The following is a 19,167-nucleotide window of genomic DNA, read 5'->3' as shown; positions in this document are numbered from 1 at the left end:
CCGTAACCCTCACCGCCGGAACAACTTCCCGCTTCAAACGCTTCGAAATCGCCGACTGACTCTCAGTATTCGAGTTCGGTCCACGGGATGCGGATGGGGAAGGGAAATTCGAAGTCGACGCCTTCGGAGTCGGAGTGTGTCCACTCGCCCGCGAGGATGTAGTTGGCCGGACGCAGCGGGCGGACCTTCTCTGCCAGCCGACCGGTTTCGAGCTCGAGCACGTATGCCCGAATGGCGTCTATTGCACTGCTCCCTGATGCCAGCTGGACTTCCCAGTACCAGGGAATCCCGGCATTCGCGTAGCGGCCCTTCTTCGCCTCGATATTGGACTTGGTATTCGACGGCGACAGGATCTCGCCGACCAGCAGCACATCGGCGGCGCGAACATCCTGATAGGGCGCCGCCAGGCATTGGAAGACGAGGAAGTCCGGGGTGAGGAAGTCGGATTTCCCCTTGTTCCCGAGGAAGACGTTGGTCTCGAAGTTGGCTCGCCAGCAGCGTTCCGGGTGGGCAGACATCTCCGTGCGAGCGCTGCGTTCCAGCGCGGCCCAGAGGCGGCCGGTGAAGGCCTGGTGTTCGCTGGGGCCACGTCGTAGCCAGACCGGATGTCCGTCCCAAAGCTCGATCTGCTCGGCGATCTCATCGGGAAGCTGCTCGAGTTCCTCCCATGTCATGCGCTCCGGGAGTTCAGGTTGGGTATACGGAAGTGCCACGTCGTCAGGGTAATTCGGCATACCCGCAGCCTCCCGGGCTTTTCGCAGCTAGGACGGTTTCATCCCCATTGTCGCGTGTCTCGGCGGTATGGCACTACACCGCGCCCGGGAAACCCTGTTGGCGCCAGGCTTCGTAGACCGCGACGGCGGCGGCGTTGGAGAGGTTCATGGAGCGGCGGCCGGGGAGCATGGGGATGCGGAGTTGCTCGGTGACCTTGGGGTCGGTGAGCACCTCTTCCGGGAGGCCGGTGGGTTCGGGGCCGAAGAGCAGTACGTCGCCGTCGCGGTAGGCGATATCGGTATTGCGGGTGGTGGCGGCCGCCGTGAAGGCGAAAACCCGTTCAGGTTTGATGGATTCCCATGCGGCACTGAGATTCTGGTGCACGGTAACCGAGGCGAGGTCGTGATAATCCAACCCCGCCCGGCGTAGCTTGGGCTCCGATAGATCGAACCCCAGCGGCTCGATCAGGTGCAGCTCACACCCCGTCCCAGCGGCCAGCCTGATGGCATTGCCGGTATTGGGCGGGATACGAGGCTCGAAGAACACCAAATGAAACACGCCCACCAGCATCCCAGAGCCCGGCGGCCATACCGTCCGCAGCCCGCCGCCGGCGCGGTGCGGGAAAAACGCCTCGCCTGATTCGCGTGGTCGCGGACATGATGTGGGCGTGTCGAACATCTTCACGGACTTCGTTCGCGTCTACGCGCAGACCGGTCACAGTATTCAGCACTCCGAGGCGGAGTGGATCGCCGCGATGCTGATCGACTTCGCACGCGGCGATCACCGTAGTGTCGGTTCGTACTGGGTTCCGGTCTGGTTCCGGGTGGCGGAGGACATGAGCTACGCAGACATCCAGTACGGGTCCGGGAAGAGTCTCGGGATGATGGACTTTCTCGATCAGCTCAACGCCGAGCGGTATCGCGCGGTATGGGTGCGGCACTACGACGAGGGCGGCGACCAGGACGTCATCGCGTGCCACTATCCCGATGACGAAGGTCGTTTCTGCCGTTACGGTTTCGATGAGGTCCGAGTGAGTTCGGCCGGTGCGCGGCCGTCCTTCGCGCCCGAGCGGGACTGGCGGCGTCATGAGGACGGTGCGTGGGGGCTGACCGTATCTGGGAGCTATCGGACCGGAAACGGCCGCGAGGACATGGAAATCGGCCCGTGTGCCGGGTTGACGAGATCGCCGTCGCCACAAACGGAATCGGCGTTGAGCACGCCGACCACGCCCTGCTACTACGGCGATACGCTGGCCGCCATCGATCCGCCCTGGTTGGAAGCGCTGGCGGATGCGTCTCCGGAGCTGACGCTTGTCGAATTCCGTTGGCAGGGAAGGGTTGTGCATCGCGCTCGGATGGAAGACACCGAATGGGGCCGCGAATGGGAGCATCGCAGTGCCGATGACTGGGACAACTGCCTCGATGCGGAATTCCTACGTTTCACCGGCGTCGAGGACGCCCTGGTACCGCCCGAAGTCCGGGAGCGGGATCGCCGGGATTGGGAGGCTGCTCCCTGGTATCGCGGGGGTCGTTAGACTCGCCCCGTGAGTCCAGCCCATGCCGCTCCCTCGAGTCCCAGCAGCCGGTTCGGTCAGGCCGTGCGTGATCATCTGCCGATGGTGTTGATCGGTGCCGTGTTGGTGGTGGCGGTGGTGTTTCTGGCGTGGGATCGGTGGCGGCGGGGGACGTTTTTCTTCGGGGGGGCGGCTTTGCTGGCGGCGGGGTTCCGATTGATGCTGCCGACCGAGCGGGTGGGGGTGTTGGCGGTGCGGAGTAAGCCGTTCGATGTGGCGTGGTTGACGGTGATGGGGAGTGTGATCATCGTGTTGGCGGCGACGATCAACAGCCTCGGGGTCACCTAGGCCGCGACGAAAGATTCCCCGGCAGCGGCGAACGCTCCGGGGAATTGCTGTGTACGGGGAACGTCGTAGGTGCGTCAGGCGGGGGTGAGGCGGCGGCCGAGTTCGCGGCGCAGGATTTCCTGGTCGGGTAAACGGTGTAATACGCGCAGCACGGCGGGACGTAATTCGTGCTGTTCCTCGTCGGAGAGCAACGCGACCAGATCGCGCAGATCCATGTCATCGAAGGCTGCTGTCATGTTGCATACCTTACGACGATGCACCGATTCAGTCACGAAATCGGCGTGTCGGTTACCGAGGTGTCATCGGTGCGAAACCGACAGTGCGTCAAGATAATTCAGACGAAACAGGTATGACTCATGGGAGAACCCGCGGTCATTGCACCGCGGGAATTCCGTAAAGACCCGTCAGTCCCGTGCGTCACACCGTCAGCCGCGCGCCGCGCGCGCCAGCTCCATGGTCTCCGCCATGAGCTTGCTGACCGCCTCGGTCTCGGTCAGGAAGCCGTCGTGACCGTCGCGCGAGTGCACGATCTCCAGGCCCTTACAGCCCGGCAGCAGATCCGCCAGCTCCTGCTGATTGCGCAGCGGATACAGCCGATCCGAATCCACGCCGCCGACCACGACCGGCACCGGCGTACTCTGCAACGCCGCCTCGACGCCGCCGCGCCCGCGACCCACGTCGTACCGGTTCAACGCCTCGGTGAGGTAGACGTAGGTGCCCGGATCGAACCGCGAGATGAGCTTGTCCGACTGATACTCGAGGTAGCTCTGCACCGCGTAACGCCCACCCTCCCAAGGGTTTTCGTCACCCTGGGCATGGTTCTCGAAACGGTGGTCGAGTTCGGCCTCGGCGCGGTAGGTCAGGTGCGCCATGCGGCGGGCCAGTCCCATACCGGTCATCGGGGCGCGCCCGGTGCCGTAGTAGTTGCCGCCCTGCCAGTCCGGATCGGACTTGATGATGGCGATCTGCGTGGTCTGCTGCCCCAGCTGATCCGCGGTGGCGCGGGCGCTGGCCGCGAGCACCAGTGCCGCCCCGACCCGTTCCGGATAGCCGATCATCCACTCCAGCACCCGCATACCGCCCATGGACCCGCCGACCACGGCGGCCAATCGGTCGATGCCGAGCAGATCGAAGAACTGCGCCTCCGCGGTCACCTGATCGCGAATGGTGTACTCGGGAAACCTTCCGCCCCAAGCTTTTCCATCCGGCGCCAGCGAGGACGGGCCGGTGCTGCCCTTACAGCCGCCGAGCACGTTGATCGCGATGACACACCATTCCCGGGTGTCGACGGCCTTGCCGGGACCGATGGTCCCGTCCCACCAACCGGCGGAGTCGTGATGCACATCCGCCGGGCCGACCACATGCGAGTCGCCGGTGAGCGCGTGCTCCACGAGCACCACGTTATCGGCGGTCGGGGATAGTTCGCCCCAGCGTTGCACGGCCAGCGTCACATCGGGAATGACGGCGCCGCTCTCCAGTGCCACATCCCCGATGGAGAAGCTGGCGAGCGTCCCGTCCGGCGGCGGTAGTAGCGCCGCCGCGGTCGGGACGGTGGTCTTCGAATCCGTATCGGCGGTCAACTCGCGGCCGCCGTAAGTCCGTTGCGCAGATCCGCCAGAATGTCGTCGATTCCCTCGATGCCCACGGCCAACCGCACCAGACCTGGGGTGACGCCGGAAGCGAGCTGCTCCTGCGGCGTCAGCTGGGAGTGGGTGGTCGAGGCGGGGTGAATCACGAGCGAACGCACATCCCCGATGTTAGCGACATGGCTGTGCAGCACGAGAGCGTCCACGAACTTCTTGCCCGCATCGACACCGCCGGCCAGTTCGAAGGACACGATCGCGCCGACGCCCTTGGGTGCCAGCTGTTTGCCACGCTCGAACCAGGGGGAGTCGGAAAGTCCCGCGTAGTACACCTTCTCGATGCCCGGCTGCTGCGCCAGGAACTCCGCGACCGCCTGCGCGTTGGATACGTGCCGCTCCACCCGCAGGCTCAGCGTCTCGATGCCCTGGGCGATCAGGAACGCGTTGAACGGCGCGACGGCCGCACCCAGATCGCGCAGCAACTGCACGCGCGCCTTGAGCGCGTACGCCGGTGCGCCCAGATCCGCGAAGACCACACCGTGGTAGCTGGGATCGGCGGTGGTGAACCCCGGGAACCGCGACTTGCCCTCGGCGTCGGTGACGGTCCAGTCGAAGGTGCCGCCGTCCACGATCACACCCGCGACGGCCGAACCGTGCCCGCCCAGGTACTTGGTCGCCGAATGCACCACGATGTCCGCGCCGTGCGCGAGCGGCTGGATCAGGTACGGCGTGGCGACCGTGTTGTCCACGATCAGCGGCACACCGGCGGCGTGCGCGACGCCCGCGATGCCCGGGATATCCAGAATCGAGCTGCTCGGGTTCGCGACGGTCTCGCCGTAGAACGCCTTGGTATTGGGCCGCACGGCCGCTTCCCACTGCGCCAGATCATCCGGATCGTCCACGAAGCTGACCTCGATGCCCAGCTTGGGCAGCGAGTAGTGGAAGAGGTTGTAGGTGCCGCCGTACAGGTGCGGGCTGGACACGATGTGATCGCCCGCCTGCGCGAGGTTCAGGATCGCGTAGGTCTCCGCGGCCTGCCCGGAGGCCAGCAGCAGGGCCGCCACACCGCCCTCCAGCGCGGCGATGCGCTGCTCCACCACGTCCTGGGTGGGGTTCATGATGCGTGTGTAGATATTGCCCGGCTCGGCGAGCCCGAACAGCGCGGCGGCGTGATCGGTATCGCGGAACGCGTACGAGGTGGTCTGGTAGATCGGCAGGGCGCGCGCGCCGGTGGCGGCGTCGGGGGCTTGGCCGGAGTGGACCTGCCTGGTCTCGAAGGACCAGTTGGCGGGATCCGTATCGCCGTTCGCGGGGGAGGCGGAGGGCGCGGTCGAGTCACTCATGTCGTGCTCCAGGTGGAAAGGTCGCCGGAATCGGCGGAGGCGGACGTTATCGGAAGGCGAATTGGCTTCGACAACAACACATCTCGGGTCCTCCTACAGTGCGCTTGCGCTCGGCCTTCGAGCGCCTGGTCTTCACCCGGAGCACCCCGCCGCTGCTGGAGGGTTGCCGATCAGCGAGCCGGGGCTTGGCGCTGATGCTCTTGACCTTGGCGCAGATTCTAACGGGGCGGCGCAATAGCCTCGGCGACGGGGAGGGCGCAGCTGCGAATGAACTCGTTGTAGGCGGCCGTGACGTTGTCCATGAGCTCGCGGGCCGATCCGGCGCTGGAGCAATCCGGGAATTCGGAGGCGGCGTCGAACTCGCACTCCATGCCCACGCGCACGATGCCGTGCCAGGTGGTCGAAATGAGCCGCACCGGCATGGAATTGGGGTCCATGCGCAGGCGTTCGCCCAGCACGGTGGTCATGGACAGGGTCTTGGTGTCGGCGGCGGACAGGCTTTCCGCGCGCACCGTGGCGTTGTTCTGTGAGATGCGCTGCATCTGCTGGAACCAGCGGAAGGGTGCGGGATTGTCGCCGTCGATGACCTGTTCGACGGTGGCCCGGAAGGCATCGAGCAGGGCTTGCAGTTCATTGCCGGTGATCGGCTGGGCGCGCAGCTGTTCGGCCAGGGCCTTGCCCATGTCCTCGACGGGGGCGATGACGATCGCCTCTTTGCTGTCGAAGTAGCGGTTGATGGTGCGCGGTGAGACATCGGCCTCATCGGCGATCTGTTCCACGGTGGTGGCGTCGAACCCCTGTGTGTCGCACAGCCGCAGCGCCACATCGATGATTCGCGTCCGGGTCTGCTGCTTCTTGCGCTCGCGCAGGCCCGGGCGGTGCCGTTCCAGGGTGTGCTGCCGCTGTGGGGAATCAGCGATCGTCGACGACTCGGCCATGCCGTCATTGTATAGCCGTCGGACAGGATTGTGACGTTAACGGCCAACTGTCTGATTGCGACACTTTTCTCTTGACGCCAAATGTCGGCCGGTGCCACGATGGAGCGAGCTGTTCGAACCACTCCCGAGGAGACGGCATGACCACTGGGACCGCGATCGACGCGCCCAACGAAACATCAAGTCAGGCAGGCGCTTCCAAGCGCTGGCTGGCGCTGGGCGTGATCGCCATGGCCCAGCTGATGGTGGTGCTCGACGCGACCATCGTCACCATCTCCCTGCCCTTCGCCCAGCAGGACCTGGGCATCAGTGACGGCAACCGGCAGTGGGTGCTCACCGCGTACACGCTGATCTTCGGTGGCCTGCTGCTGCTCGGCGGGCGGCTCGCGGATTACCTCGGCCGCCGCCGCATCTTCCTGATCGGCCTGATCGGCTTCGCCGCGGCCTCCGGGCTGGCCGGTCTGGCACAGAACACCGCGGAACTGTTCATCGGACGCGGTTTGCAGGGCGCGTTCGGCGCGCTGCTGGCTCCGGCGGCACTGTCCCTGGTGTCGGTGACCTTCACCGAGGCCAAGGAGCGTGCGCGGGCGTTCGGCGTGTTCGCGGGCGTCTCGGCGGGCGGCGCGGCCATCGGCCTCATCGTCGGCGGCGCGCTCACCGAATACGCCAGCTGGCGCTGGTGCCTGCTGGTGAACACCCCCATCGCGCTGCTGGCGTTCGCCGGCGCCATCGCGTTCGTCATCAAGGACGTTCCGGCCCCGCGCACCGGCGGGTACGACCTGCCCGGCGCGATCACCGCGACGCTCGGCCTGGTCTCGGTGGTCTACGGCTTCAGCCGCGCGGCCGATGACGGCTGGGGCGCGACCAGCACCCTGTCGCTGCTGGGCGTGGGTGTGGCGCTGCTGATCGCGTTCGTCGCCATCGAGCGGCGTACCGCGAATCCGCTGCTGCCACTGCGTATTCCGGGTGAAATCAATCGCGGCGGGTCCTTCCTGGTCGCGCTCATCACCCCGATCGCCATGTTCGCCATGTTCTTGAACCTGAGCTTCTACCTGCAGATCACCCTCGGGTACTCGGCGCTCAAGGCGGGCGCGGCGTTCCTGCCCTTCCCGCTCGGCATCGTCATCTCGGCCGGTATCGCCAGCGCGGTGCTGCCCAAGCTCGGACCGCGGCCGGTGATGTTGGTCGGCGCGCTGTTCGGCACCGCCGGGCTGCTCTACCTGGCGCAGCTCGAGCTCGGGGACAGCTATGCCACCCATGTGCTGCCCGCGATCCTGTTGATCGCGCTCGGTATGGGCGGCTTGTTCGTGGCCATGCAGACCACCGCGCTGCATCAGGTCGATGACAAGGATTCCGGTGTGGCCTCGGCGCTGTTGAACGCGGCGCAGCAGGTCGGCGGTTCCATCGGCACCGCACTGTTGATGACGCTGTCGGTGCAGGCGACCGAGCGGTATGCCCGCAATCACCCGACCATCGACAATGTGGTGGCGCGCGCCTCGATCCACGGGTACGACATCGCGTTCTACGCGGGCGCGGGCTTCTTCCTGCTGACCATTCCGATCATCGCGTTCATGATCCGGGACAAGCCGGAGAATCTGCTCGAGGGTTCCGAGCACGTGCACGTCGGAGTCTGATCCGTTCGAATTCGCACCCCAGTCGAGCTATGCGCGGCGGGGGTGTTTCGTGCCCTGGGTCACGCCTTTGCTACCTGTGAGTAACTCGGATGGGGTCCCGCACAGCGGGGGCTGCCCGCGCGGTGAGGTCGGCAGCAGCAGTACGCTCGTCTTGTTTGGCGTCCTACCGCGCGGACCTGGTACCAGAGGTCCCGAGGAAAACGCCGGGCATATACGTTGTTTGTTGAACAGCCGGGGTTCCCGCTCACAAGCGTGCTCACCTGGCCGTGCAATGGGAGCACCACCTTCCTAGGAGGACACGAAGTCCAATGTCCAAGATTAAGGTTGAAGGGACCGTCGTCGAACTCGATGGCGACGAGATGACCCGGATCATCTGGCAGTTCATCAAGGACAAGCTGATCAACCCGTACCTCGATGTGAACCTCGAGTACTACGACCTCGGCATCGAATACCGCGACAAGACCGATGATCAGGTCACCGTCGACGCGGCGAACGCCATCAAGAAGCACGGCGTCGGCGTCAAGTGCGCGACCATCACTCCGGACGAGGCCCGGGTGAAGGAATTCGATCTCAAGAAGATGTGGCGGTCGCCGAACGGCACCATCCGCAATATCTTGGGCGGCACCATTTTCCGCGCGCCGATCATCATCTCGAATGTGCCGCGTCTGGTTCCGGGTTGGACCAAGCCGATCATCATCGGCCGCCATGCCTTCGGTGATCAGTACCGCGCCACCGATTTCAAGGTGCATCAGGCGGGCACGGTCACCCTGACCTTCACGCCGGAGGACGGCTCCGAGCCGATCCAGCACGAGGTCGTGCGCATGCCGGAAGACGGCGGCGTGATCATGGGCATGTACAACTTCCAGGAGTCCATCCGCGATTTCGCGCGTGCCTCGCTGAATTACGGCCTGCAGCAGAACTACCCGGTGTACCTCTCCACGAAGAACACCATTCTCAAGGCCTACGACGGCATGTTCAAGGACACCTTCGAGGACATCTACCAGACCGAATTCAAGAAGGAATTCGACGCGGCGGGCCTCACCTACGAACACCGCCTGATCGACGATATGGTCGCCTCCGCGCTCAAGTGGGAGGGCGGCTACGTCTGGGCCTGCAAGAACTACGACGGCGACGTCCAGTCCGACACCGTCGCACAGGGTTTCGGCTCGCTGGGTCTGATGACCTCGGTGCTGCTCACCCCGGACGGCCGCACCTGTGAGGCCGAGGCCGCGCACGGCACGGTCACCCGGCACTACCGCCAGTACCAGCAGGGCAAGCCCACCTCCACCAACCCGATCGCCTCGATCTTCGCGTGGACCCGTGGCCTGGCGCATCGCGGCAAGCTGGACAACACCCCCGAGGTGATCGGCTTCGCGCAGACCCTCGAAGAGGTAGTCATCAAGACCGTCGAAGACGGCCAGATGACCAAGGACCTCGCCCTGCTCGTGGGCGGCGACCAGGGTTACCTCACCACCGAGGAATTCCTCGGCGTGCTCGACGCCAACCTGGCGCGCACACTGCGTTGATTCAACTCCCGGAGTCTCACCTTCGGGGGCACAGGGCGTTTCGGCGTCCAGGACGTTCAGGCGTCCGAATTTCGCGCTGATGCAACGTGAACAGCGCCGCAGCGGCGAACCGATGGCGGCCGGGACCGATCGTCCCGGCCGAGCCTATCCCTTCGCCCCCACGCATTCCGGGCACCTGTCCCCGCCATCAAGGCGGCGCGGGTGCCCGAACTGTTTTCCGGGCCTTTTCCCGTGACCAACTCTTTTGGGGTCATGAAACTCTCATGAATGGCGGGGGAGGATGGGCCGGTTGGCGGGCGAGTAGGAGTTGTGGTGGGTATCGGGAACGATTTGCGGCGGGTGGTGCGCGGGCGGGTGCTCGTGGCGGGGGATGAGGAGTTCGACGGGGCGCGGACGCCGTGGAATGTGGCTGTGGAGCAGCGGGTTTCGGCGGTGGTGGAGGTCGCGGACGCTGCGGATGTGGCGGCCGTGGTGGAGTACGCGGGCAAGTTCGGGGTGGCGGTGAGCGTGCAGGGGACGGGGCACGGGGCTTCGGCGGCGGCGGATGGGACGGTGCTGGTGAAGACCGGCGGACTCGCCGATATCGCGGTCGATGCCGGGGCTCGGACGGCTCGGGTGGGGGCCGGGGTGCGATGGGGTGCGCTGTCGGAGCGGACCGCGCCGTACGGGCTGGCGGGTGCGGTGGGGAGTTCACCGGTGGTGGGGGTTACCGGGTACACGCTCGGAGGTGGGCTCGGATGGTTCGCGCGCAGTAGGGGATTCGCGGCGAACGCGGTGCGGGCGGCGGAGGTCGTGCTGGCGGACGGCACTCGGATGCGGGTGACCGCCGAATCGGATCCGGAGCTGTTCTGGGCGTTGCGCGGCGGCGGTGGGGACTTCGCGGTGGTGACGGGGCTGGAGTTCGAGCTCTTCGAGACCGGACCGCTGTACGGCGGTCGCATGCTGTGGGATGCCGAGCGGGCCGCGGAGGTGTTCGCTGCGTTTCGGGCGGCGACGGCGGAAGCCGATGAGCGACTGAGCATCTGGGTGACACTGGTGCGGTTCCCGGACTTTCCGCAGGTGCCGGAACCACTGCGGGGCCGGGTCATGATCGCGGTGGATGTGGTTGGGGTGGAGGGGATTACCGGACCGCTGCATCGGTTCGAGGCGATTCCCGGTGTGGTGCTGGACAATCGGCGACCCCTGGATGTGACCGAGCTGGGCGGTATCTGCATGGAGCCGACCGCGCCGAGCCCGGCCCGGGTGCGCGCCGAACTGCTCACCGATTTCTCCCCGCACGTCACCGAGGTGCTGCTCGGCCCGGCCATGGCGGGTGCGGCGGCCGCGCCCGGCCCGGAACGCTCGATCGCGCCGCTCGCGCTCGTGCAGGTCCGGCACCTGGGTGGTGCGCTGTATCGCCCGCGCGCGGATGCGGGCGCCGCCGCCGGGATTCGCGAGCCCTATCTGCTGTCCATGCTCGGGCCGGCCCCGACACCCGAGCACGCGGCGGCCGTCGCCGAGCGTCAGGTGGCGATCACCACGGCATTGCATTCACATGTCTCGGGCCGCAAACCGTTCACCTATCTGGATGCCGGTGATTCGGCGGCCGCCGCCTTCGATCCGGAAACCCTGTCCCGCCTGCGCTCGATCAAACGGCGCTACAACGAACAGGGCACCATTCGAAGCGGTTTCCCGATCCCGGTCTGAGCCGCGACGCCATACTCGAGCCGGGCCGGTCGTGAGGGGAGTCACGGCGAAATCGGGATGGGGGATGGGCCGGTGGGTGTTGCGCAATTTCATGGCGAATTCTGTACCCGGCGTGGACGCGACCGTCGAGGCCCCTGAACCGGTGGACTCGGTGGTCGCCGCGCGGCGCTGGCCGGTGGCGGCGATCCTGGCGCTGGCGCTGGGCGGATTCGGCATCGGCACCACCGAATTCGTCACCATGGGTTTGCTGCCGAATATCGCGGACGATATGAGCGTCTCCGAACCCACTGCGGGACACATTGTTTCGGCGTACGCGCTGGGCGTGGTGGTCGGCGCGCCGGTGATCGCGGCCATGGCCGCACGGGTCGGGCGCAAGAAGCTGTTGATCGCGCTCATGGTCGCGTTCAGCGTGGGTAACGCCGCGAGCGTGATCGCGCCGACCTTCGCGACGCTGACCGCCGCACGCTTCATCTCGGGCCTGCCACACGGCGCGTACTTCGGTGTCGCTTCGCTGGCGGCGGCTTCACTCGCTCCGGTGGGGCAGCGAGCCAAGGCGGTTGCCGCGGTTATGCTGGGATTGAGCGCCGCCAATGTCGTCGGCGTTCCCGCCGCGACCTGGCTGGGTCAGCATCTGGGCTGGCGCGATGCCTTCGTGGTGGTGACGATTATCGGATTGGCCACCATCGCCGCCATTTTCAAGTTCGTGCCGGAGTTGCACGGAATTCGCCTCACCGACCCCCGCACCGAACTCGGCGCGCTGCGCCGCTCGCAGGTACTGCTGACCCTGGTCGTCGGCGCGGTCGGCTTCGGCGGCATGTTCGCCGTGTACACCTACATCACCACCACCCTCACCGATGTCTCCGGAATGCGGGTCGGTTTCGTCCCGATCGTGCTGGCGCTGTTCGGCCTCGGCATGGTGGCGGGCAATATCCTCGGCGGCATCCTCGCCGACCGCGGCGTGGACCGTTCGATCTTCATCGCCCTGCTGTCCATGGTCGTCATCCTCGCGGCTTTCGTTGCCGCCGCACACAATCCGTTCACCGCCGCCATCGGCGCCTTCTTCATCGGCGCATCGGGTGCGGCCCTGGGCCCGGGCCTGCAAACCCGGCTGATGGATGTCGCCCACGATGCCCAGACCCTGGCCGCCGCACTGAATCACGCGGCCCTGAATATCGCCAACGCCGCCGGCGCGTGGCTCGGTGGTCTGGTCATCGCCGCGGGTCTGGGCTACACCGCGCCCGCGGTGGTCGGGGCCGGGCTGGCGGTACTGGGCACCCTGCTCTTCACCGCGACCGTGGCCATCGCGCGGCGCTCGGCGGCGGGCTCGGTACCGAGCGGTAGGTCCGCCGCAATCGGGCAGTGAACATACACGGGTGTATGTAAGTGTAATATCCGTCGTATGACCAGGTCCGCCGTCTCGAAGCCGCAGCGTCGCACGCAGGAGCAGCGCAGCGCCGAGACGCGGGTGCGATTGCTGGACGCCACCATCGAATGCCTCGTCGAGTACGGGTACGCGGGGACCACCACGCCGCGGGTGGCGGAACGGGCCGGGGTCACCCGGGGCGCGCAGGTGCATCACTTCGGATCGAAGACCGATCTGGTGGTCGCGGCCATCAGTCACCTGGCGCAACGCCGGACCGAGGCCGCCATGCAGGAGATCGGGCGGGTGCGCGCGGGCGGCGATCCGCTGGGCACCGCCCTGGAATTCATGTGGGAGCTGCATCAGGGCCCGCTCTTCATCGCGGCCATCGAATTGTGGGTGGCCAGCCGCACCGATCCGGTGCTGGCGGTGGAGATGGAGAAGGTCGAGCCGTACGTCAACAACGCGGTGCTGCTGGCGGTGGCGCAGCTGGTGCCGAATGAGATGCACCGCAAGAACGTTCGCGATTTCGCGTACACGGCCATGGACACCCTGCGCGGGATTCTGGTCACGAACTTCATCTCCCCGGATCCGGCGCGTGCCCATCGCCGCTGGCAGCGCGCCTCGGCGCAGTTGAATCTGGTCGCCAAGACGGTCATGCCGGACCTGTCGGTCGCCGACTGATCCGTCCGGATCCGGCGGCTTTTCACCATCTCACCTGTATGTTCCGCGCCCCGCGCGTGAACTGGTGATCTTGTGCGCACATCTGCCGATTCGCGCTGCCCTCTTGCCTACTTACATACAGCTTTGTATGTTTGTTTCTAACCGGCCCGAAGGCGGGCGGCCTGATGTGAGGAGTTCGATGGCGAACAAGGTCTACGTCGTCGGCGTCGGCATGACGAAGTTCGAGAAGCCGGGGCGACGCAAGAACGAGGACGGCAGCAACTGGGATTACCCGGATATGGCGCGCGAGTCCGGCACCAAGGCGCTGGCGGACGCGGGCATCGACTACCGGGAGATCGAGCAGGCCTACGTCGGATACGTATACGGCGAATCCACCTCGGGCCAGCGCGCGGTCTACGAACTCGGCATGACCGGCATCCCGGTGGTGAACGTCAACAACAACTGTTCCACCGGTTCGACCGCGCTCTACCTTGCCGCACAGGCGATTCGGGGCGGTCTCGCGGACTGCACGCTGGCGCTGGGCTTCGAGAAGATGCAGCCGGGCTCGCTCGGCTCCAGCTACGACGACCGCGAACAGCCCATGGCCAAGCATGTGATGGCGCTCGCGGAGATCTCCGAGGTGCTGTTCCCGGTGGCCCCGTGGATGTTCGGCGCGGCCGGTCGCGAACACATGGAGAAGTACGGCACCACGCTCGAGCACTTCGCCAAGATCGGCTACAAGAACCACAAGCATTCGGTGAACAACCCGTACGCGCAGTTCCAGGAGGAGTACTCGCTGGACGACATCCTGAACTCGCGGATGATCTACAACCCGCTCACCAAGTTGCAGTGCTCGCCCACCTCGGACGGTTCCGGCGCGGCCATTCTGGCCAGCGAGGAATTCGTGGAGCGGCACGATCTGGCGGCGCAGGCGGTGGAGATCGTCGGGCAGACCATGACCACCGACTTCCAGTCCACCTTCGACGGCAGCGCCAAGAACCTCATCGGCTACGACATGAATGTGCAAGCCGCCGAGAAGGTTTACGCGCAGGCGGGCCTGGGCCCGGAGGACTTCCAGGTCATCGAGCTGCACGACTGCTTCTCCGCCAATGAACTGCTGCTGTACGAGGCCCTGGGCCTGGCCAAGGAGGGTGAGGCCGGTCAGCTCATCGACGCGGGCCAGACCACCTACGGCGGCAAGTGGGTGGTGAACCCGTCCGGCGGGCTCATCTCCAAGGGACATCCTTTGGGCGCAACGGGTTTGGCGCAGTGCAGTGAACTCACCTGGCAGCTGCGCGGCACCGCCGACAAGCGTCAGGTCGACAACGTCACCGCAGCGCTCCAGCACAATATCGGCCTCGGCGGCGCGGCGGTCATCACGGCCTACCAGCGCGCCGACCGCTGAATTTCGCTGTCACCGAACAACTTTCACCACAAGACTCGACGAGGAGCACTCTCATGGGACATATCGAAGCCAGCAAGGACCTGAACGCCACCCCCGACGCCCTGTGGGCGGTCGTCTCGGACCCGCAGACCTGGGACAAGTGGTTCTCCATCCACGAGCGCTGGATGGAGGAGCCGCCCGCCGTGCTGGCCCCCGGCTCCAAGCTGGTCGCCAAGATCCTCATGCTCGGTATGGCCAACAAGATCGAATGGGTGGTGGAGAGCGTCGACACCCCGAATCGCCTGGTACTCAGCGGAACCGGCATGGCGGGCGTGAAGGTGCAGTTCGCCTTCGACATCACCCCCGAGGGCGCGGGCAGCAAGTTCTCCGTCTCCGGTGACTTCGAGGGCGCGCTCATCAAGGGCGCACTCGGCAAGGCGGTCGAGAAGGACGGCCTGAACCAGCTCGACAAGACGCTGACCGCGCTCGACGCGCTGGCGACGGCGGCCTGAGATGAGCGGCAGCGCAGTCGAATTCAACGCTTCCGGGCTCAATGTCTGGAGCGATGAGGAACCCTTCGAGGTCACCGGCGAGCGCATCGCCGAATACGCCGCCGCCACCAATGATCCCATCGAGGCGCACCTCAAAGGCGCTGTCGCATCACCGATCTTCGGCATCGTCCCGGTCTTCGAGGCCATGATGATGCCGGTGCTCGAGGTGGTGCCGATGGATATCTTCGGCCGGGTCGTGCACGGCGAGCAGGACTTCCACTTCCACCGGCCGATCCGCCCCGGCGATCAGCTGGTGTCCCGGGCCAAGGCCATCGGCTTCGAGGGGAAGGACAATGGCTCGACCATCACCATCCTCATCGAATGCCGGGCGCAGGACGGTGAGCTCGTCAACGAGCAGTACCTGACGGCATTCTTCCGGAATGTGAACGCGGGCCCCAAGGTCGGCGACGGTGCGCCGTCGCACCGGTTCGATCCCGAACTGGCGCAACAGCCGCCGCTGTTCGCGGTCCCCGCACACGTGGATCTGGATCAGACGTACCGGTATTCGCCCGCCTCGGGCGATCCGGTGCCGCTGCACCTGGACGAGCAGGTCGCCAAGGACGCGGGTCTGCCCGGCATCATCGCGCACGGGCTGTGCACCATGGCCATGTCGTCGTGGGCGGTGCTCACCGAGACGGCCGGTTCGGATGTCGGCCGGCTGCGCCGCTTCGCCGTGCGCTTCTCCAAGATGGTCTTCCCCGGTGACGACCTGGAGACCCGCATCTGGCGCAAGAGCGCCGGGAACGGTGAGACCACCTATGCCTTCGAAACCGGGCGCGGTGGCGACCTGGTACTGACCGACGGCCTCGCCGTCATCGCCGACTGAGTTCGGGCACAAGACTTTTCGAATCCACAAGGGAGTAGGACATGGGAGCACTGGAAGGACGGGTCGCCGTCATCACCGGCGCGGGCCGCGGTATCGGCCGTGAGCACGCGCTGCTGTTCGCGCGCGAGGGCGCGGCCATCGTGGTGAACGATCTGGGCGGCAGCAATTCCGGTGAGGGCGCGGACTCCGGGCCCGCGCAGGAGGTGGTGAACGAGATCGTCGCCGCAGGGGGGCGCGCGATCGCGAACACCAGCAATGTGGCGGACTGGGCGGGCGCGAAAGAGCTTGTCGAGCAGGCGATCTCGGAGTTCGGCCGACTCGATGTGGTGGTGAACAACGCGGGCATCCTGCGCGATGCCTTCATCGCGGGCATGGATGAGTCGCAGTGGGATTCGGTGGTCGCGGTGCACCTGAAGGGGCATGCGGCGGTACTGCATCACGCCGCCGCGTACTGGAAAGATCAGTCCAAGGCGGGCAATCAGCCCAATGCCGCGGTGATCAATACCGCCTCTGCCTCGGGCACCACCGTGCCGAACGCCGGACAGGGCAATTACGGTGCGGCCAAGGCCGGTATCGCCGCGCTCACCCTGGTGGCAGCCGATGAGCTGGCCCGCTACGGCGTGCGCGTGAATGCCATCGCGCCCATTGCCCGTACGCGGCTCACCCTGGCCACGCCGGGTATGGGCGCGATGATGGCCGCCGAGGCCGAAGCCGTGGAGGAGGGCGATTTCGACGCCTTCAGCCCGGCCAATATCTCCCCGCTGGTGGCGTACCTGGCCACCGAGAAGTGCCCGATCAACGGCAAGGTGTTCGCCGTTCAGGGCGGCGCCATTTCCGAACTCGCGGGCTGGCACGACGTGAAGACCATCGAAACCGAAGGACCGTGGCTGGTCGACGATATCGCCGCCCGCCTGCCCTGAGACCCCTTGGAGAACAACGATGTTCGAATGGTCCGAGACCGATGAACTGATCCGCTCGGCGGTACGCGGTTTCATCGACAAGGAGATCCGCCCGCACCTGGACGGCCTGGACAGCGGCGAGGTGTCGCCGTACCCGATCATCCGGAAGCTGTTCAGCGAGTTCGGCATCGACGTGCTGGGCGCGGAGTCGATCGAGAAACTGCTGGCCAAGCAGCGTAAGCGGGAAGAAGCGCTCGCCGCCGGAGAACCGCTGCCGGAGAAGAAGGAACGCAAGTCCGGCGACGGTGGCCCGTTCGCCGGGCAGGAGTCGATGATGGCGGTGCTCATCGCCGAACTCTCCGGCGTCTGCATGGGTTTGGTCACCGCCATGGGCGTCAGCATCGGTCTCGGCGCGACCACCATCATGTCGCGCGGCACCCTGGCCCAGAAGGAACGCTGGCTCGGCGATATCGTGACCATGAAAAAGGTTGCGGCATGGGCGATCACGGAACCTGACTCGGGCTCGGACGCCTTCGGCGGTATGAAGACCTACGTCCGCCGCGACGGTGAGGACTACATCCTCAACGGGCAGAAGACCTTCATCACCAATGGCCCGTTCGCCGATGTGGTGGTCGTGTACGCCAAGCTCGACGAGGGCGACGGCGCGGACAAGCGCGATCGCAAGGTGCTGACCTTCGTACTCGACAAGGGTATGGAGGGTTTCGCGCAGGGCAAGCCGTTCAAGAAGATGGGTCTGCACGCCTCACCGACGGGTGAGCTCTTCTTCGACAATGTGCGGCTGTCCAAGGATCGCCTGCTCGGTGAGACCGAGGAGCACAAGGGCGGTGACGGACGTGAAAGCGCCCGAACGAGTTTCACCGCCGAGCGCGTCGGCGTCGCCTTCATGGCGCTGGGCATCGTGAACGAATGTCACCGGCTCTGTTTGGATTACGCGAAGAACCGCAAGCTGTGGGGCCAGGAGATCGGCCGTTTCCAGCTGGTGCAGTTGAAGCTGGCGAAGATGGAGATCGCCCGCATCAATATCCAGAACATGGTGTTCAGCGTGCTCGAACGCGGTCGCGCGGGTAAGCAGCCCTCGCTCGCGGAGGCCTCGGCCATGAAGCTGTACTGCTCGGAGACCGCCACCGATGTCGCCATGGAGGCGGTGCAGCTCTTCGGCGGGAACGGCTACATGTCCGAGTATCACGTGGAGCAGCTGGCGCGCGATGCCAAGTCGCTCATGATCTACGCGGGCAGCAATGAAATCCAGGTCACGCATGTGGCGAAGGGATTGCTCGGGCGATGACCGGCTCCGATCACAGCGTGGTGATCGAGGCCGCGCGGGAGTACGCCGGGGTTCGGACGCGGGAACTGTCGGTCGCCGGGACGGGGCCGACAGTTGTTCTCCTGCACGGATATTGCGATAGCTCCGACACCTGGCGCGGCGTGCTGAACCGGCTGGCGGCGGCCGGGCGGCGCGCCATCGCGGTGGATCTGCCCGGCTTCGGCCTGGCCGATCCGCGGCGACCCGGGGCGCTGACACCGCAGTTCGACGCCTTCGCCGACGCGATCATCGGTGCACACGGACCCGTTGTGCTGGTGGGGAATTCGCTCGGGGCGGCGACCGCGGTGCACGCGGCGGCGCGGGATAGGACCGGGCGCGTACGGGCGGTCGTCACCCTGGACGAACCGCTCCTGGCCCGGCACCTCCCCGCTCGCCTGGTGCGGTACGGCGAATACCGCCGGTTGTTCGATATCGCCGCCCGACTTCCGGTGCCGGATCGACTGGTGCACAGTGTGGTTCGGCTCGGAGTCGACAAGCTCATCTACGGGCCGGGCTACGCCGCCGACCCGGAATTCGTCGCCACGGCGGTGCGGTCGATACCGACCATGGCCGCGGCCGCCGAACGCGGCCGGGACGCCATCCGATACGCCCGCGAACATCCGGCGGGGCACGGGGATCTCACCGTCTCCTGCCCGGTGCTGGTGGTGCACGGCGGTAAGGACCGCATCATCCCGGTGCGGGCCAGCCGCGAACTGCACGCCCTGCTGCCCGGCAGTGAGCTCGTGGTGCTGCCGAGGGCCGGCCACTGCCCGCAGTTGGACGAGCCCGAGAACGTGACCCGGCTCGTGCTGGACATTCTGGCCCGCGCGGGCGGCCATCGGGAGCACGCTGGATGACACAACCCAGCTCCGGCATCG

The 19,167-nt window shown here is 66.2% G+C and carries 19 protein-coding genes and 1 riboswitch; of the genes, 13 read left to right on the top strand and 6 right to left on the bottom strand.

All coding sequences use genetic code 11. From position 1 onward, the window contains the following. Positions 1 to 62 precede the first annotated feature (62 nt). Both ACFVUS_RS16055 and ACFVUS_RS16050 read right to left on the bottom strand, forming a co-directional pair. Positions 63 to 674 (bottom strand): Uma2 family endonuclease, encoded by a 612-nt coding sequence (locus ACFVUS_RS16055; RefSeq protein ID WP_387769900.1) that lies wholly within the window; start codon positions 672 to 674, stop codon positions 63 to 65. 133 nt (positions 675 to 807) lie between these two features. Continuing rightward, positions 808 to 1,284: a tRNA (cytidine(34)-2'-O)-methyltransferase gene (locus ACFVUS_RS16050; protein WP_387766116.1), complete on the bottom strand. Its 477-nt coding sequence runs from the start codon at positions 1,282 to 1,284 to the stop codon at positions 808 to 810. A 97-nt stretch (positions 1,285 to 1,381) separates the two neighbouring features. Here ACFVUS_RS16050 and ACFVUS_RS16045 point away from each other — a divergent pair, with 97 nt between their 5' ends. Next, complete coding sequence (locus tag ACFVUS_RS16045; protein ID WP_387766113.1) at positions 1,382 to 2,248, top strand: hypothetical protein; 867 nt, start codon at positions 1,382 to 1,384, stop codon at positions 2,246 to 2,248. An 81-nt stretch (positions 2,249 to 2,329) separates the two neighbouring features. Next, complete coding sequence (locus ACFVUS_RS16040; protein ID WP_387769897.1) at positions 2,330 to 2,575, top strand: DUF3017 domain-containing protein; 246 nt, start codon at positions 2,330 to 2,332, stop codon at positions 2,573 to 2,575. Between the two features lie 74 nt (positions 2,576 to 2,649). On the opposite strand, the gene ACFVUS_RS16035 is transcribed toward ACFVUS_RS16040, so the two are convergent. The 4 genes from ACFVUS_RS16035 to ACFVUS_RS16020 all read right to left on the bottom strand — a co-directional run bounded on the left by ACFVUS_RS16035 (position 2,650) and on the right by ACFVUS_RS16020 (position 6,439). Beyond that, the gene (locus ACFVUS_RS16035) at positions 2,650 to 2,811 is read right to left on the bottom strand and encodes a hypothetical protein (protein WP_364646027.1); all 162 of its coding nucleotides are present in this window, start codon (positions 2,809 to 2,811) and stop codon (positions 2,650 to 2,652) included. A gap of 189 nt (positions 2,812 to 3,000) precedes the next feature. Then, positions 3,001 to 4,155, bottom strand: coding sequence for a homoserine O-acetyltransferase (locus ACFVUS_RS16030; RefSeq protein WP_387766109.1), 1,155 nt, complete (start codon positions 4,153 to 4,155; stop codon positions 3,001 to 3,003). After that, positions 4,152 to 5,501 carry a bifunctional o-acetylhomoserine/o-acetylserine sulfhydrylase gene (locus ACFVUS_RS16025; protein ID WP_387766106.1) on the bottom strand — a complete coding sequence of 450 codons (1,350 nt, stop codon included), beginning with the start codon at positions 5,499 to 5,501 and terminating at the stop codon, positions 4,152 to 4,154. The genes ACFVUS_RS16030 and ACFVUS_RS16025 overlap by 4 nt, the downstream gene beginning before the upstream one ends. 95 nt (positions 5,502 to 5,596) lie before the next feature. Continuing rightward, a riboswitch (SAM riboswitch) is annotated at positions 5,597 to 5,707 on the bottom strand. A 12-nt stretch (positions 5,708 to 5,719) separates the two neighbouring features. Then, positions 5,720 to 6,439, bottom strand: coding sequence for a TetR/AcrR family transcriptional regulator (locus ACFVUS_RS16020; protein ID WP_387766103.1), 720 nt, complete (start codon positions 6,437 to 6,439; stop codon positions 5,720 to 5,722). A 137-nt stretch (positions 6,440 to 6,576) separates the two neighbouring features. Here ACFVUS_RS16020 and ACFVUS_RS16015 point away from each other — a divergent pair, with 137 nt between their 5' ends. The 11 genes from ACFVUS_RS16015 (at position 6,577) to ACFVUS_RS15965 (ending at position 19,146) form a co-directional block, all read left to right on the top strand. Then, entirely contained in the window at positions 6,577 to 8,070 is a 1,494-nt protein-coding gene (locus ACFVUS_RS16015; RefSeq protein ID WP_387766100.1) for an MFS transporter, read from the top strand. 308 nt (positions 8,071 to 8,378) lie between these two features. Further along, positions 8,379 to 9,596 carry an NADP-dependent isocitrate dehydrogenase gene (locus tag ACFVUS_RS16010; protein ID WP_387766097.1) on the top strand — a complete coding sequence of 406 codons (1,218 nt, stop codon included), beginning with the start codon at positions 8,379 to 8,381 and terminating at the stop codon, positions 9,594 to 9,596. A gap of 312 nt (positions 9,597 to 9,908) precedes the next feature. Then, a complete protein-coding gene (locus ACFVUS_RS16005) occupies positions 9,909 to 11,282 on the top strand; it encodes an FAD-binding oxidoreductase (protein WP_387766094.1) in 1,374 nt (457 codons plus the stop codon). A gap of 91 nt (positions 11,283 to 11,373) precedes the next feature. Next, on the top strand, positions 11,374 to 12,645 hold the full coding sequence (locus ACFVUS_RS16000) for an MFS transporter (protein ID WP_387766091.1): 1,272 nt from the start codon (positions 11,374 to 11,376) through the stop codon (positions 12,643 to 12,645). A 36-nt stretch (positions 12,646 to 12,681) separates the two neighbouring features. Beyond that, positions 12,682 to 13,326, top strand: a complete 645-nt coding sequence (locus ACFVUS_RS15995; RefSeq protein WP_387766088.1) for a TetR/AcrR family transcriptional regulator — start codon at positions 12,682 to 12,684, stop codon at positions 13,324 to 13,326. Between the two features lie 178 nt (positions 13,327 to 13,504). Next, positions 13,505 to 14,710 (top strand): lipid-transfer protein, encoded by a 1,206-nt coding sequence (locus ACFVUS_RS15990; protein WP_387766085.1) that lies wholly within the window; start codon positions 13,505 to 13,507, stop codon positions 14,708 to 14,710. A 53-nt stretch (positions 14,711 to 14,763) separates the two neighbouring features. Continuing rightward, positions 14,764 to 15,201: an SRPBCC family protein gene (locus ACFVUS_RS15985; protein WP_387766082.1), complete on the top strand. Its 438-nt coding sequence runs from the start codon at positions 14,764 to 14,766 to the stop codon at positions 15,199 to 15,201. A 1-nt stretch (position 15,202) separates the two neighbouring features. After that, positions 15,203 to 16,066 carry a MaoC/PaaZ C-terminal domain-containing protein gene (locus tag ACFVUS_RS15980; protein ID WP_387766079.1) on the top strand — a complete coding sequence of 288 codons (864 nt, stop codon included), beginning with the start codon at positions 15,203 to 15,205 and terminating at the stop codon, positions 16,064 to 16,066. Between the two features lie 41 nt (positions 16,067 to 16,107). Then, entirely contained in the window at positions 16,108 to 16,986 is an 879-nt protein-coding gene (locus tag ACFVUS_RS15975) for an SDR family oxidoreductase (RefSeq protein ID WP_387766076.1), read from the top strand. Positions 16,987 to 17,005: 19 nt separating this feature from the next. Continuing rightward, a complete protein-coding gene (locus tag ACFVUS_RS15970; RefSeq protein WP_387766073.1) occupies positions 17,006 to 18,271 on the top strand; it encodes an acyl-CoA dehydrogenase family protein in 1,266 nt (421 codons plus the stop codon). Beyond that, the gene (locus ACFVUS_RS15965) at positions 18,268 to 19,146 is read left to right on the top strand and encodes an alpha/beta fold hydrolase (protein WP_387766070.1); all 879 of its coding nucleotides are present in this window, start codon (positions 18,268 to 18,270) and stop codon (positions 19,144 to 19,146) included. The genes ACFVUS_RS15970 and ACFVUS_RS15965 overlap by 4 nt, the downstream gene beginning before the upstream one ends. Positions 19,147 to 19,167: the final 21 nt, after the last annotated feature.

The organism is Nocardia sp. NPDC058058 (genome assembly GCF_042885355.1).
Taxonomy (GTDB): Bacteria; Actinomycetota; Actinomycetes; order Mycobacteriales; family Mycobacteriaceae; genus Nocardia.
This window is presented reverse-complemented; position numbering and strand designations above follow the sequence as displayed.